The following is a 14,351-nucleotide window of genomic DNA, read 5'->3' as shown; positions in this document are numbered from 1 at the left end:
CATACCCGTTTCCCTCCGGGGCCTACGAGGCCGGGACCCCCACCCAGAGGCCGTCCTCCCGGCCGCTCTCCGCGGACGCCTCCACCTGGAGCTCCTTGGCCCCGTCGGGCGAGACCGAGTACGTGTAGTGGGTCGACGCCTGCTTGCCGGGCAGCAGCGTGCCGGTGAAGGGCTTGGTCGCGCCGTAGCCGTCGATGATCGTCTCGACGTCGGCGCCCTTGGCGTCCTTCACGTCCGGCATGTGCGAGAGCAGGCTGATCTGCTTGTCGCTGCCGTTGACGACCGTCACCTCCACGCGCAGGGCGATGTTGCCCTCCTTGTGCCCGTACGTGAACTGGCCGTGCGTCTCGTACCGCTCCGGCTGGGACACGCTGATCGTGACGCCGTCGGCGTAGCGGTGGGTCTCGCCGAACTTCAGCGTCTTCTTCTCCGGCTTGGCCGGGGAGGGGGACGCCTCCGGCCGGGCGGGGGCCGACCAGGAGCGGTCGTCGTCGTCCTTGACGTCCTTGTCGTAGTCGTAGCTGTTCACCAGGCCGATCACGACGAACGTCACGACCGACACGGCGGCGAGACCACCGAGCACGCTGCCGGTCAGGGCCATCCTCCCGTTGCCCGCCCGGCCCCGGCGGGCGTGCCCCCAGGCGATCAGGCCGAGGCTGAGCGCGAGCGTGGCGAGCACACCGGCCGCCGTGAGGCCCGGAATGGCGAAGATCAGCCACCAGATGTTCACGAAGCCCAGGAGCGGCGTCAGCGAGGTCAGGAGCCCGCAGACGCCGGTGACCAGCGCGGCCACCGCCATCCCGCTCGTCTTCGCCGGAGCCGGGACCGCGTACGGGTGCGGGTGCCCGTACGGGGGCGCGGGCGGCGGCCAGGCGCCGGGCCACGCACCCGTGGCGGGGGCGCCACCGGGGGCACCCGGAGCGCCCGGAGCGAGCGGAGGGTCGGGCACGACGGGAGGGGCGGGAGGGGCCGCTACGGCGGTGGGAGCCGGGGCGGCCGGGGTCTCGGCGGTGGGCGTCTCCCCGGCGGCCGGGGCCTCTCCGGCGCCGGCGACCGGGGTCCCGGCGGCAGGCGCCTCGACGGCCTCCGCGCCTTCGGCACCCTCCTTGGTCAGGGACAGCTTCTCCCCTGCCTGCTGCTCCGCCTCACCGGACGGCTCCGGCTCCGGGGACGGGACGGACTCGGGCCCGGGGCTCTGCTCGGGCAGGGTCATGCGATGTCCTTTGATCTTGGGCTCTGAGGACGATCACCCTAACAAGGGCTTTTGCCCCAGCTTTACGTTGGGTGACCGCCCTGCCGGTGGCCTACCAGGCCCGGCCCCGCGGCAGCTCCTCCAGCCCCGGTGCCGACAGGTGCAGCACCTCGTACCGCTCCTCCCCCGCCGCCTCCTTCTCCCACTCGGCGGGCGCGGCCTCCCACAGCACGAAGCGCATCAGCTCCCAGTACCGGGGGTCGAAGGCCAGGGCCACGGTGTGCACCCCCTCGGTACGGGCCAGCGCCCCGGCCTCCGCCAGGGCCTCCTCCACCTGGCCGGCCGGGTCGCCACCGGCCGGCATCGGGGTCAGCAGCCGGGTCGCCGCCCGCGGCGCGGCGGTGCGGGCCGGGCCCGCCGCACACGCCAGACCCGTCCAGTGCTGGACGACCGGCCGGCCGAAGTCGGCGACGATGCCCTGGAAGCCGCCGCCCCCGGCGAGGAAGTGCGCCATCGCCCCCTGGTCGTGCCACAGGTAGAAGGGCGCGTACTGGTTGACCGGCGAACCGCCGGCGTCGCCGCGCTCGCGGACGAGGTACGCCTTGAGGCCCAGCCCGGCGCGGTCGTCGAGCACGTGGCCGCGGGTGGCCACGCGCTCGCGGATGATCCCCATGTCGTAGTCGGCGGGCAGGGTGAGGGGGTACTGCATGGCGTGCACGAGATCTCCTCCAGTACGGGCGGGTGGGCCGGTCAGGCGGCGTGGGTGGCGAGCAGGGCGAGGACGCCGTCGACGGCCTGCTCGAAGGGGGCGGTGGAGCCGGCGGCGCGGGCCAGGACGTAGCCGCCCTGGAGCACCGCCATCACGGTGGAGGCGGTGGCGACCGGGTCCAGGCCCGTGAGTTCGCCGCGCTCCACTCCCTCGGCCAGCACCTGGGCGAGCCGCTCGCGCAGCCAGGCGAAGGTCTCGTCCACCGGCCGGCGCAGCTCGGGGTCGGCCATGACGTCCGGGTCCTGGGTGAGGCGGCCGACGGGGCAGCCGCGCAGCACGTCCCGTTCGCGGCGCAGGTACGCGGCGACCCGTTCGAGGGCCGTGCCCGGCCCGGAGAACTGCTGCTCGGCCAGCGCCCGCAGTTCGTCCGCCGTGCGCCGGATCGCGGCCAGGGCCAGCTCGGGCTTGCCGCTGAAGTGGTGGTACATGCTGCCCTGGCCCGCTCCGGCGTGCTGCTGGATGGCCTTGGGGCTCGTACCGACGTATCCGCGCTCCCAGAGGAGGGCGCGGGTGCTCTCGATGAGGCGGTCCTGAGTGCTCACGAACCTCAGTGTACATACCAGTAGGTACAAACGATCAACAAAAGGAGACCGCCGCCCCCGGAGGGGCGGCGGCCAGGAAGAGCCGGAGCCGGCTCAGCAGGAGAAGTCGACCTTGTCGAACGACGCGTAGTGGTCGTCCGTGTAGTAGTCCTCGTGCGCCTGGCGGCCGGTGACGATGCGTCGGGCACCACGGTCCGGGGAGCCCGGGGTGATCACCGTGTACTCGTGGTAGTAGCCGCTGGACTGACGCGGCAGCACGCCCTCGCGGTTGGTGAAGACGGTGCCGTCCTTCGGGTACGGGAAGGGGCCGCCGTTGTCGATCAGGCGAATGGTGTCGTGGGCCTGCGACGGCAGCTCCGAGTAACAGATGTCGCCCGTGGACTTCAGGGTGACGGACGTGACGGAGTGCGCCGCGACGGGCGTCGAGGCGACGGCGGGCGTGCCGAGGAGCAGGGTGCCGCCCAGGGCGGCGAGGGCGCCGAGGCGGACGGCGCGACGGGAGAACCGGAGACGGTGGGGGGTTGTCATGACGCCAGCATGGCGTGAACACGTCGTGTCATGTCAATGCCAATTTCTTGATGTTTTTCTGACGTTCACCGGTACCTTTGCCTCCGGTTCCGGCCCCACGTGCGGACGGCTTTTGCCTCTGGGGCAAAAGTTTTGCCCCAGAGGCATGGGCGGCCCTATACCGGAGACATGAGCGCGTCCGCACCCGAAAGCTCCGAAGGCGGCGAAGGCGTCGAACTCCCGCACGTCTCCCCCAAGCTGCGCGAGCACCGCCGCCACAGCGGCCTGACGCTGGAGGCCGCCGCGTCCCGCGCGGGACTGTCGCCGGCCCACCTCTCCCGGCTGGAGACCGGGCGGCGCACGCCGTCCCTGCCGATGCTGCTCACGCTCGCGCGGGCGTACGGCACCACCGTCTCCGACCTGCTGGGCGAGGTGCCCGAGGCTCTCGACCCGATCGTACGGGCCGACCGCATGGAACCGCAGGAGGCGGGCGGCTGGACGTACTGGCGCGCCGGCGGTTCCGGGCGGGCCATGCAGGCGCTGCGGCTGCACGTGCCGGCCGGCCCCCGCAGCCAGGAGGGCCTGGTCCGGGTGCACCCCGGCGAGGAGTGGCTGTACGTCCTCCGGGGCCGGCTGCGGCTGGCCCTGGGCGAGGCCGTGCACCTGCTCGGACCGGGCGACGCGGCGCACTTCGACTCCCTCACCCCGCACCGCATCGCCGCCGCGTCGTCCGGCGGCGCGGACCTGCTGTTCCTGCACACGCTCATGCAGAGCGGCGCCGCCGCGCTCTGCCTGGGCGACGGCACCACCGGCGTTCACTGACAGAAAGGGCCGTCCCATGACCGAGCACGCCCAGGACCGCAGCACCGCCGGCACCACGGCCCGCGCCGCCCGCCGGCCCGGCTTCGACGAGGAGGACCGGGCGCCCGTGCCCATGAAGATCCGCGTCTTCATCTATCTCGTCGCGGTCCACTTCATCTCGGCCTTCTTCTTCCTCCTCTTCTACCTCGGCGGCGCGAAGTAACGGCTTCGGGCAGCCCCACGCCCTTGAGGCCCGGACCGCCCTACCCTGGTGCCCATGGCCCGTACCGCCCGGGACGTCCTCGACGGCGCCCTGCGCCTGCTCGCCCCCGCCGCCGGGGAGAACCGCCTGGTGGCGGAGATCGCCGCGGGCCGCGCGCCGCTCGCCGCGGTGGCGGCCCTCGCGCTGGAGCAGGGGCAGGTCATCCCCGCCGACCGGCGCTCCTTCACCCACTTGGCGCTCCGCGCCACGGCCCTGCAGCAGCCGCCGGTCACCGCCTTCTACGACCACCTCGCCCGGGGCGAGGCCGTCGCCCTGGAGCGGCTCGGTCCGCTCACGGCGGCCTGCGGGCTCGGCGAGGAGGCCGTACGGGCCCACGAGCCGCGCCCCGGCTGCCAGGCGTACCCGGCGTACGTGTCCTGGCTCGCGCTGGGCGCCGAGCCGGTGGACGCGGCCGTGGCGCTGACGGCCAACTTCGCGGCCTGGAGCGCCTCGTGCGCGACCGTGGCCCTCGCCCTGCGCGAGCACTACGGCTTCGACGACGCCGCGTGCGGGTTCTTCGACCTCTTCGCCGAACCGGACCCGGAGGCCGCCGAGCGGGCGCTGGCCGCGGTCGGCGCCGGCCTGCTCGACGGGCGGCTGTCGGAAACCCTGGCGCACCGTCACGGCCGGCTGGTCCAGGCGTACGAGGCGATGTTCTGGTCCACGCTGGCCGACGAGTTCGTCCCCCGCTGAGCAGGGTCAGCCCCCCGCAGCCGCCCGGAGCGCCCGCTCGCCCTCCTCCGTGAGCGAGCCGTGCACGCGGAGCCGGGCGATGCCGCCGTCGGGGTGGATGTCGATGCGCACGTGGGTGGCCGTGGGCGTGGCCGGGAGCACGAAGCGGTGCACGGTGTCGGGCTGGAGGGGGGTGCGCGGCAGCGCCTCGGTCCAGCCGGCGGCGGGGCCGGCCGGGTCGGCGCCGGTGGTGGCGTCGAGGACGGAGAGGGACGCCCAGCCCGCGGCGTTGCCGCGGTAGCAGCCCGTGTCGATCTCCACGGCGCGCAGCACCGCCTGCCCGGTGAGGCGGTAGCGCACCCAGTCGTGGCCCTTGTCGCGGCGGCGCCGGGTCTCCCAGCCCTCGTCCATCCGCCGGGAGCGGCCGGGGCGGATGCTGTTGAGCGGCGGGGAGAAGAAGAGGTCGGAGGCGTCCTCGACGCGGCCGCCGTTCTCCAGCGCGGCGAGGTCGAAGGTGCCGAGCGCGGTGAGCCAGCCGGTGTCGGGCAGGGGTTCGCCGTGGACGCGCAGCCGGGCGATGCCACCGTCGGGGTACTGACGCAGCCTCAGATGGGTGTGGCGGCGGTCGTCGTGGACGGCGAAGGCGTTGGCGGCGTGGCCGCCGACGGGGCTGCGCGGGACGAGCAGCGTCCACTGCACCGCGTCGGACAGCAGTTCGCCGGGGCCGGGCGTGCCCGGGGTGCAGGTGGCCTCGATGCTGATGGAGTCGGGGTGGTTGCCGCGGAAGTGGGCGGTGTCCACGACGACGCCCCGGATCACGCCCGGCACGCCGAGCCGGACCAGGGCCCAGTCGTGGTCGTCGTCGGCCGGGTGCGGGCTGTCGGCGGCGGGGCCGCGGCGGCGGCGTGTCTCCCAGCCGTCCATGACCTTGCCCTTGGGGCCGAAGCGGTCGGGGTCGAAGCGGGCGGGGCGGGGGTCGAGGAGGTTCTCGCGGTCGGCGAAGAAGTCGTCGTTGGCGGCGAGCACGGTGCCGCCGGCGCGGCGGTCGGCGAGGTCGGGCAGGTGGGCGAACGGCAGGTCCGGGGCGGCGCGGTAGTCGGCGTACGGGTCGCCGCCGGTGTACGGGCCGGCGCCACCGGTGAAGGACGGCAGGGGCGGGAAGGGGGGAACCGTGGGGCGGGGACGGGGTATGCCGCTGGTGCTCATGTGCGCTCCAGGAGTCGGCCGGTGGGCCCGGTGAGCGGGGTGCCGTGGTCGGTGATCCGCCGGCCGCGCAGCCAGGTGGACCGGACGACGCCGTGGAGCGTGCGGCCGGCGTAGGCGGTGACGGGGTTGCGGTGGTGGAGGGCGGCCGGGTCGACGGTGAAGGTCTCGTCGGGGGCGAGGACGGCGAAGTCGGCGTCGCGGCCGGGCTCGATGGCGCCCTTGGCGCGCAGCCCGGCGAGGGCGGCGGGCCCGGCGGACATCCAGCGGGCGAGGTCGGTGAGGGTGTGGCCGCGGCGCCGGGCCTCGGTCCAGACGGCCGGCAGGCCGAGCTGGAGGGAGGAGATGCCGCCCCAGGCGGTGCCGAAGTCGGGCACCTTGAGGTCGGCGGTGCACGGGGAGTGGTCGGAGACGACGCAGTCGAGGGTGCCGTCGGCCAGGGCGGCCCACAGGGCGTCACGGTTCGCGGCCTCGCGGATGGGCGGGCAGCACTTGAACTCGGTGGCGCCGTCGGGTACTTCCTCCGCGGTGAGGGTAAGGAAGTGCGGACAGGTCTCGACGGTGACGGGCAGCCCCTCGGCGCGTGCGGCGGCGAGGGCGGGCAGCGCGCCGGAGGAGGACAGATGCAGCACGTGGGCCCGTACGCCCCGGCGCCGTACGGTCTCCAGGAGCGTGCCGATCGCCGTTTCTTCGGCGGCGGGGGGCCGGGAGGCGAGGAAATCGGCGTAGCCGGGCCCGGCGGGCTGCGGGGCGCGCGCGAGCCGGCCGGGGTCCTCGGCATGGACGATCAGCAGGCCGTCGAACGCGGCGAGCCGGGTGGCGACGGCGTCGAGGCCCGCGGGGTCGAGCGGCGGGAACTCGTCGACGCCGGAGGGCGAGAGGAAGGCCTTGAAGCCGAAGACGCCGGCGTCGTGCAGGGGCCGCAGCTCCTCCTCGTTGCCGGGGACGGCGCCGCCCCAGAAGCCGGTGTCGACGTGCACCCGGCCGCGGGCGGCGGCCCGTTTGACGTCCAGGGCGGCCGGGGTGGTGGTGGGCGGCAGGCTGTTGAGCGGCATGTCGACGAGGGTGGTGACGCCCCCGGCGGCCGCGGCCAGCGTGGCGGTGCCGAAGCCCTCCCAGGCGCTGCGGCCGGGGTCGTTGACGTGGACGTGGGTGTCGACGAGGCCGGGCAGCAGGACGTCGTCGCCGAGATCGGTGACGGGTGTGCCCGGGGGCGGTGCGGTGTCGTACGGCAGGACGGCGGCGATCCGGCCGCCGTCGACGGCGACGCAGGCGGGGCGGACGCCGCCGGGCGTCACGACCCGGCGCGAGCGCAGGACGTTCTCCACTCCCCCTCCCCTCGGCTTCAACAATCTGTTGAAGCGCGGCTTCCGGCAGTCTTCAGCCGCACCCGGGCACCGTCAAGACCCCGGTCGCACTTCTCTCGTGCAACGGAAGCACGGTTTCGCTGGGCAGAAACCTGCAAGTGACCCCGGCGGCGGCCGGTAGGCTGCTGCCACCCAGTCCCCCGGAAGGAGCGCCGTGCCCCCGTCCGCCGAGCCCAGATCCGCCTCGCACAGCGGTGGCGTCCAGTCCCTCGAGCGTGCCTTCGACCTGCTCGAGCGGATGGCCGACGCCGGCGGTGAGGTCGGGCTGAGCGAGCTGGCCGCCAGCAGCGGGCTGCCGCTGCCGACCATCCACCGGCTGATGCGCACCCTGGTCGCCTGCGGGTACGTCCGGCAGCAGCCCAACCGGCGGTACGCGCTCGGCCCCCGGCTGATCCGGCTCGGCGAGAGCTCGGCCCGGCTGCTGGGCACCTGGGCCCGGCCGCACCTGGCCCGCCTGGTCGAGGAGACCGGCGAGACGGCCAACATGGCGCTGCTCGACGGCGACGAGGTCGTGTACGTGGCGCAGGTGCCGTCGCGGCACTCGGTGCGGATGTTCACCGAGGTCGGCCGGCGGGTGCTGCCGCACACCACGGGCGTGGGCAAGGCGCTGCTGGCGCAGTCGCCCGACGACGAGGTGCGCGCGCTGCTGGGCCGTACGGGCATGCCGGCGGCCACGGAGAAGACGATCACGACGCCGGAGGGCTTCCTCACGGAGCTGGCGCAGGTGCGCGCGAACGGCTTCGCGGTGGACGACAACGAGCAGGAGATCGGGGTGCGGTGCCTGGCGGTGCCGGTACCGGACTCGCCGACGTCGGCGGCGATCTCCATCTCCGGCCCGGCCGGGCGCCTGACCGAGGAGGCCACGGAGCGGATCGTGCCGCTGCTCCAGGAGGTGGCGGCGGACCTGTCGGCCACGCTGGCCGCCCCGGCGGCGGGTACGGCGGCGGCCGAAGCGGCCGTCTGACGCGGCTCCCGGCGGGACGTCCGGCCCGGCGGCCCTCCGTACGGTCGTGCGGTCAGCCGTCGTATGGTCGGCCGCCGTACGGTCAGCCGCCCTCGCGCTGGCCGGGTACGCCCGGCTCCGGCGCCGGGTCGTCGGCGAACCGTTCCACCGCGGCCCGTACCTCGCCGAGCGCGGGGGCGAGGGCGCTCACCGAGCCCACCGCGCCCGCCACCAGCAGCAGCGACCGGCGCAGCCGGGAGACGTCCTGGGTGCCGGCGCGGGCCATCGCGTCGAGGGCCGCGAGTTCGTCCTCGGCGGCGTCGCGGTCCGGGAGGACGGCGGGGTGCCCCGCCAGGGCCCGGCGCAGCCGGGACACCGCCTGGCCGAGTTCGCCCGCTCTGGGGTCGGGTTCTTGGCCGCACCGCGTCACGTGCTCCCTTTCCACGGCTGGTTCCACCGCCACGGCGCCCTCCGTCACGTCCGTCCCCTCCCCCGGGCCGCCCGTGCGATCAGTTAACGCCACTTTGCGTGGGACGCGCTACACACACAGCGAAATACAGGCCGTGCGTTCTCGTGCGAACGACGAACTCCCGTACGGGGCGCGGGAGCCCGGAAGTGCGCTATGCAGGGAGCATGACGCGGAGCATCGCGGGACTTGTCCTGGCGGCGGGTGGCGGGCGGCGGCTCGGCGGGCGCCCCAAGGCGCTCCTCGTGCACCGGGGGGAGCCGCTCGTGGCGCGTGCGGTGCGGGTGCTGCGGGCGGCCGGCTGCGAGCCGGTGCAGGTCGTGGTGGGTGCGGACGCCGCGGCCGTACGGGCGGTGCTGGCTCCGCCGCCGGACGGGCCGGTGGTCGTGGAGAACCCCGACTGGCGGTCGGGCATGGGCTCCTCGCTGCGGGCGGGCCTGGCGGCGCTGGATGCCACGGACGCCGGCGCGGTGCTGGTGCTGCTCGTCGACCAGCCGCGGGTGGGCGCCGAGGCCGTCGCCCGGGTGCTGGCCGCCCATCGCGCGGGGGCGGCGCTGGCGGCCGCCGCGTACGGCGGGGTCCGCGGCCACCCCGTGCTGCTGGGCCGGGAGCACTGGCCGGGGGTGACGGCGACGGCCGAGGGGGACCGCGGGGCCCGCGCCCACCTCGCCCGGCACGCCGGTGCGCTGCGCCTGGTGGAGTGCGGGGACGTCGCGGCACCCGACGACGTCGACCGGCCGGAGGACCTGGCGCTGCTCGAAGCACCGCTCGACGACCACCACGGCCCGACGCCCCCTTGCCCGTTCCGGCATGAGGAAAATAATCTCCACTGACACTGACCGGTCCCGTCCGTCGAAGGAGTGACCGCATGGCCGCCACGCCCGTCCGCGTCGACGCCCCGCCCGTCGAGCGGCAGGAGGAAGTGCTCACGGACGCGGCGCTCGCGTTCGTTGCCGAACTGCACCGCCGGTTCACGCCGCGCCGCGACGAACTGCTCGCCCGCCGGGCCGGGCGGCGTGCCGCGCTCGCCCGGGCCGGGGGCCCGGGCTTCCTGCCGGAGACCGCGCACGTCCGCGAGGACCCCGCCTGGCGCGTGGCCGAGGCACCGCCCGCGCTGCGGGACCGGCGGGTGGAGATCACCGGCCCCGCCGACGACCGCCGCATGACGGTCAACGCCCTCAACTCCGGCGCCCGGGTCTGGCTCGCCGACTTCGAGGACGCCTCCGCGCCCACCTGGCACAACGTCGTGCACGGCCAGCTCAACCTCATCGACGCGTTCGAGCGGCGCATCGACTTCACCGCCCCCGGCGGCAAGCGCTACGCCCTCGGCCCCGCCGAGCGGCTGGCCACCGTGGTCATGCGGCCCCGCGGCTGGCACCTGGACGAGCGGCACCTGCTGGTGGACGGCCGGCCCGTGCCCGGCGCCCTGGCCGACTTCGGCCTGTACTTCTTCCACAACGCCGAACGGCTGCTCCGCCTGGGCAAGGGCCCCTACTTCTACCTGCCCAAGCTGGAGTCGCACCTGGAGGCCCGGCTCTGGAACGACGTCTTCGCCTTCGCCCAGGAGCAGCTGGGCATTCCGCGCGGCACGGTGCGCGCCACCGTCCTCATCGAGACCATCACCGCCGCCTTCGAGATGGAGGAGATCCTGTACGAGCTGCGGGAGCACGCCTCCGGGCTCAACGCGGGCCGCTGGGACTACCTGTTCTCCCTCGTCAAGACGTTCCGTGACGCCGGTGAGCGGTTCGTCCTGCCGGACCGCAACGCCGTCACCATGACAGCGCCGTTCATGCGCGCGTACACCGAGCTCCTGGTGCGCACCTGCCACCGGCGCGGGGCGCACGCCATCGGCGGGATGGCCGCGTTCGTGCCCTCGCGCCGCGACCCGGCGGCCAACGAGGTGGCGCTGGAGCGCGTACGGGCCGACAAGGACCGCGAGGCGCGGGACGGGTTCGACGGCTCCTGGGTGGCCCACCCGGACCTGGTGCCGGTGGCCCGCGCCTCGTTCGACGTGGTGCTGGGCGACCGGCCGCACCAGAAGGACCGGCTGCGCGAGGACGTGCGGGTGACGGCTGATCAGCTGCTCGCCGTGGACGCCCTCGACGCCCGGCCCACCGCCGCCGGGCTGCGCAACGCCGTCCAGGTGGGCCTGCGTTACCTGGAGTCGTGGCTGCGCGGCACCGGCGCGGTGGCCGTCTTCGGGCTGATGGAGGACGTGGCCACGGCGGAGATCTCCCGCTCGCAGATCTGGCAGTGGGTGCACACGGGCGTGGTGCTCGACGGCGGGGAGAAGGTCACCGCGGGACTCGTGCGGGACCTCGCCGCGCGGGAACTCGCCGCTGTACGCGAGGAGGTGGGCGCGGACGCGTTCGCCGCGGGCGCCTGGCAGAAAGCACACGACCTGCTGCTGAAGGTCGCGCTGGACGACGCGTACGCCGACTTCCTCACCCTGCCGGCATACGGGCTGCTGGAGGGCTGACCGGAGTGGGCCCCGGGCCGGCGTCAGCCGAGCGCCGCGCCCAGCGCCACGAACCCGCACACCAGCACGGCCAGCAGGAGCAGCAGCGGCCACACGAACCGCAGGTAGCGGTCGTAGCCGACCTTGGCCAGCGACACCCCGCCCACCACCACCGCGGTGGTGGGCACCCACAGGTTCATCCAGCCGCTGGCGGACTGCCAGGCGGTGACGGTCAGTGCGCGGGACACGCCCGCGAACTGGGCCAGCGGGGCCAGCACCGGCATGGCGAGGGTGGCGTGGCCGGAGGTGGAGGGGATGAGGAACGCCAGCGGCAGGTTGACGACGAACACCATGACGCCGAAGAACGCCGCCGGGGTGCCGCGCACCGCCGACTCCACGGAGTGCAGCACGGTGTCGATGATCTTCGCGTTGGTCATCACGGCCGTGATGCCGCGGGCGAGCACGATCACGAGGGCCGGGGCGAGGAAGTCGGCGGCGCCCCGGACGACGGTCGCGCTCAGCCGCTGCTCCCCCAGCCGCGCCACCACCCCCACCAGCACCGAGCAGGCCAGGAAGAACGCGGCGAGCTCGGCGAAGGACCAGTCCGGCTCCCAGCGGTAGGGCGCGGCGTCGGAGCGGCCGGACAGCGCGTTGGACCAGGGAACGACCGAGAAAATCATGAATGCGAAGACCAGGGTGACGAGCACCAGGACCGTCTTCTGCAGGCGCGTCAGCTCCGGCGGCTCGGCGGCCTTGCCGGCCAGCTCCCGGTCGCCGGGGCGGAAGCCGGTGAGGGAGCGCGCCGGGTCGGCCCGGACCCGGGTGGCGTAGCGGACGACGTAGCCGATGGCGACGGCCGTGAGCACCAGCCACATGGCCGCGCGCAAGGCGATGCCCTCGCCCAGTGCGACACCGGCCGCGGAGGAGGCCACACCGGTGGCGAAGGGGTTGACGGTGGAGGCCAGCACGCCGACGCCGGCGCCCAGGATGATCGCGCCGGTGGCGACCATGCGGTCGTAGCCGAGGGCCAGCATGAGCGGCACCAGCAGCCCGTAGAAGCCGAGCGTCTCCTCGGCGAAGCCCTCGACGGTGCCCAGCAGCGAGAAGACGGTCATGATGCCGGCGATGAGGAGCGCCCCGCGGTCGCGCAGCCGGTGGGCGAGGCGTTCGATGCCGCGGTCGAGGGCGCCGGTGGCGAAGACGACGGTGATGAACGTGCCGATGGCGAGGACGAAGAGGAACACGCCGGCGCTGCCGTAGAGCGCGCCGGTGGCGTCGGGGGCGATCTGGCCGGTCTTCGCGTCGCGGATGCCGTACAGCCCGTTGACGGGGGCGAGGAAGAGCTGGCCGATGCGGTGGACGGCGTCGCCGGGGGCCGCCTCGTGGTGGTACGTGCCCTGCACGGGATCGCCCGCCGGGGTGCGCCGGTAGGCGCCGGAGGGGATGACGAAGGCGAGGGCCCAGACGAGGACGGTGAGCGCCGCCAGGACGGTCAGGGCGCTGGGGAAGGTGAAGCGGTTCTTCCCGGGCTGCGGTTTCCCGTGCTGCGGCTGCTCCTCCACGACGGCACACCTCTCGGCACTGACGGACGGTCGCCCTCCGTCTCAGTCATCCGTTATGCGCCGATTGTCACTCAATGCTCCCTCGGTCCCGTTGAGGCGCGCAGGCACCCCGGCCGGGGCGGGTGAGGAGGACGGGGCGGGCGGGGCGGCGCGGTGCCGGAAGGCGAGGTTGAGCAGGACGGCCGTGAGGCAGCCGGCACTGACACCGGAGTCGAGGACGGTGCGCAGGGTCGCCGGGAGCCCCGGCACGGCGTAGAAGCTGTGCGAGACCACGGGGACCATGCCGACGCCGAGGGAGGTGGCGGCGATCAGCAGGTTCTCACCCTTGTCCAGCCCGGCTTGGGCGAGCACCGAGATACCGCTGGCCGCGACCGTACCGAAGAGCACGATGCCGGCGCCGCCCAGCACGGGCTGCGGCACGAGGGCGACGAGGGAGGCGGCGGCCGGGCTCAGGCCGAGCAGCACGAACATCACCCCGCAGGCGGCCACGGTGAAACGGCTGCGCACCCCGGTGATGGCGACCAGGCCGATGTTCTGGGCGAAGGCACTGTTGGCGAAGCCGTTGAAGAGCGGGGAGACGGCGCTGCCGAGGGTGTCGGCGCGCAGCCCGGCCGCGATGACCTCGGGGGTGGCGGGCCGGCCGGTGATCTCGCCGAGGGCGAGCATGTCGGCGGTGCTCTCGGTCATGCAGACCAGCATGACCACGCACAGCGAGACGATCGCCGGCAGCTGGAAGAGGGGCGCGCCGAAGTGGAACGGCGCGGGGAAGCCGAGGAGCGCGGCGTGCCGGGTGGCGCCGGTGTCGACGGCGCCGGCGGGCACGGCCAGCAGCGTGCCGGCGACCAGGCCGAGCAGGACGGCGATCTGCCGGAGGAAGCCGGTGAGCAGGCGCCGCAGCAGCAGGACGACGGCCAGGGTGGCCCCGGCCAGGGCGAAGGCCGTGGGGGTGGGGGCGCGTTCGGGGTGGCCCTCCTGGATCCAGCCGAAGGCGACGGGCAGGAGGGAGAGGCCGATGAGGGTGATGACGGTGCCGGTGACGACGGGCGGGAAGAAGCGCAGCAGCCGGGAGAAGTGGGGCGCGAGCAGGAAGCCGAGCGCCCCGGCCACGATGACGGCGCCGTAGAGCGCGGGCAGGGCGTCGCGCGGGTCGGCCTGCGCGTCGGCGACGGCCGTCATGGGGGCGACGCCGGCGAAGGAGACGCCGTTGACGAACGGCAGCCGGGCGCCGATGCGCCACCAGCCGACGGTCTGGAGGAGCGTCGCGATGCCGGCGGTGAAGAGGGCGGCGCCCACCAGGAACGTGGTGCGGTCCCGGCCCAGCCCGGTGTGCGTGCCGAGGACGAGCGGCGGCGCGACGACACCGGCGTAGCTGGCGGCGAGGTGCTGGAGGCCGGTGCCGGCCAGGCGGCCGGGGCGGGGCACGCGGTCGACGGGGTGGACCGCGGCGCCGGCACCGCGGCGGTGACGCGACCACGGACGGCCGCCGCGGGGCGGTGGCTCGGGGACGGGGCCGCCGACGGGGGCGGGGCTGCCGACGGGATCGGGGGCGGGGTCGGGGGCGGTCGCCATCGCGCTCCTCCTGTGCCTGTCCTGTGCCGGAAGGGGGC

At 74.7% G+C, this 14,351-nt stretch carries 15 protein-coding genes; 6 read left to right on the top strand and 9 right to left on the bottom strand.

Going from position 1 to position 14,351, the window contains the following annotated elements:
- Positions 1-22: 22 nt before the first annotated feature.
- From IE305_RS01735 to IE305_RS01720, 4 genes are all read right to left on the bottom strand, one after another.
- Entirely contained in the window at positions 23-1,213 is a 1,191-nt protein-coding gene (locus IE305_RS01735) for a DUF4190 domain-containing protein (protein WP_190127546.1), read from the bottom strand.
- 91 nt (positions 1,214-1,304) lie between these two features.
- Positions 1,305-1,910: a DUF4865 family protein gene (locus IE305_RS01730; protein ID WP_190127545.1), complete on the bottom strand. Its 606-nt coding sequence runs from the start codon at positions 1,908-1,910 to the stop codon at positions 1,305-1,307.
- Between the two features lie 32 nt (positions 1,911-1,942).
- Positions 1,943-2,503: a TetR/AcrR family transcriptional regulator gene (locus IE305_RS01725; protein ID WP_190127544.1), complete on the bottom strand. Its 561-nt coding sequence runs from the start codon at positions 2,501-2,503 to the stop codon at positions 1,943-1,945.
- 93 nt (positions 2,504-2,596) lie between these two features.
- On the bottom strand, positions 2,597-3,031 hold the full coding sequence (locus IE305_RS01720; protein WP_190127543.1) for a guanyl-specific ribonuclease: 435 nt from the start codon (positions 3,029-3,031) through the stop codon (positions 2,597-2,599).
- 168 nt (positions 3,032-3,199) lie between these two features.
- Here IE305_RS01720 and IE305_RS01715 point away from each other — a divergent pair, with 168 nt between their 5' ends.
- The 3 genes from IE305_RS01715 to IE305_RS01705 are packed head-to-tail and all read left to right on the top strand — an operon-like array spanning position 3,200 to position 4,766.
- Positions 3,200-3,832 carry a helix-turn-helix domain-containing protein gene (locus IE305_RS01715; RefSeq protein WP_190127542.1) on the top strand — a complete coding sequence of 211 codons (633 nt, stop codon included), beginning with the start codon at positions 3,200-3,202 and terminating at the stop codon, positions 3,830-3,832.
- Positions 3,833-3,848: 16 nt separating this feature from the next.
- Positions 3,849-4,034, top strand: coding sequence for a DUF6126 family protein (locus IE305_RS01710; RefSeq protein WP_190127541.1), 186 nt, complete (start codon positions 3,849-3,851; stop codon positions 4,032-4,034).
- Between the two features lie 54 nt (positions 4,035-4,088).
- Positions 4,089-4,766 (top strand): thiaminase II/PqqC family protein, encoded by a 678-nt coding sequence (locus tag IE305_RS01705; RefSeq protein WP_190127540.1) that lies wholly within the window; start codon positions 4,089-4,091, stop codon positions 4,764-4,766.
- A gap of 6 nt (positions 4,767-4,772) precedes the next feature.
- Here the strand turns inward: IE305_RS01705 and alc are convergent, their stop codons facing one another.
- Positions 4,773-5,951 (bottom strand): allantoicase, encoded by a 1,179-nt coding sequence (gene alc / locus IE305_RS01700; RefSeq protein ID WP_190127539.1) that lies wholly within the window; start codon positions 5,949-5,951, stop codon positions 4,773-4,775.
- Positions 5,948-7,276, bottom strand: a complete 1,329-nt coding sequence (gene allB / locus IE305_RS01695; protein WP_190127538.1) for an allantoinase AllB — start codon at positions 7,274-7,276, stop codon at positions 5,948-5,950. The genes alc and allB overlap by 4 nt, the downstream gene beginning before the upstream one ends.
- Positions 7,277-7,469: 193 nt before the next feature.
- Between allB and IE305_RS01690 the strand changes: the two genes are divergently transcribed.
- A complete protein-coding gene (locus tag IE305_RS01690) occupies positions 7,470-8,279 on the top strand; it encodes an IclR family transcriptional regulator (protein WP_190127537.1) in 810 nt (269 codons plus the stop codon).
- 82 nt (positions 8,280-8,361) lie between these two features.
- On the opposite strand, the gene IE305_RS01685 is transcribed toward IE305_RS01690, so the two are convergent.
- Positions 8,362-8,736 carry a DUF5955 family protein gene (locus IE305_RS01685; protein WP_229890415.1) on the bottom strand — a complete coding sequence of 125 codons (375 nt, stop codon included), beginning with the start codon at positions 8,734-8,736 and terminating at the stop codon, positions 8,362-8,364.
- Between the two features lie 155 nt (positions 8,737-8,891).
- Here IE305_RS01685 and IE305_RS01680 point away from each other — a divergent pair, with 155 nt between their 5' ends.
- Together IE305_RS01680 and aceB are read left to right on the top strand one after the other, a co-directional pair.
- On the top strand, positions 8,892-9,557 hold the full coding sequence (locus IE305_RS01680) for a nucleotidyltransferase family protein (protein ID WP_190127536.1): 666 nt from the start codon (positions 8,892-8,894) through the stop codon (positions 9,555-9,557).
- Positions 9,558-9,592: 35 nt separating this feature from the next.
- Positions 9,593-11,203, top strand: coding sequence for a malate synthase A (gene aceB / locus IE305_RS01675; protein WP_190127535.1), 1,611 nt, complete (start codon positions 9,593-9,595; stop codon positions 11,201-11,203).
- 23 nt (positions 11,204-11,226) lie between these two features.
- Here the strand turns inward: aceB and IE305_RS01670 are convergent, their stop codons facing one another.
- Both IE305_RS01670 and IE305_RS01665 read right to left on the bottom strand, forming a co-directional pair.
- Positions 11,227-12,744 carry a YfcC family protein gene (locus IE305_RS01670; protein ID WP_190127534.1) on the bottom strand — a complete coding sequence of 506 codons (1,518 nt, stop codon included), beginning with the start codon at positions 12,742-12,744 and terminating at the stop codon, positions 11,227-11,229.
- Positions 12,745-12,786: 42 nt separating this feature from the next.
- On the bottom strand, positions 12,787-14,313 hold the full coding sequence (locus IE305_RS01665) for a nucleobase:cation symporter-2 family protein (protein WP_190127533.1): 1,527 nt from the start codon (positions 14,311-14,313) through the stop codon (positions 12,787-12,789).
- Positions 14,314-14,351: the final 38 nt, after the last annotated feature.

The organism is Streptomyces mashuensis, assembly GCF_014654785.1.
Taxonomy (GTDB): Bacteria; Actinomycetota; Actinomycetes; order Streptomycetales; family Streptomycetaceae; genus Streptomyces; species Streptomyces mashuensis.
This window is presented reverse-complemented; position numbering and strand designations above follow the sequence as displayed.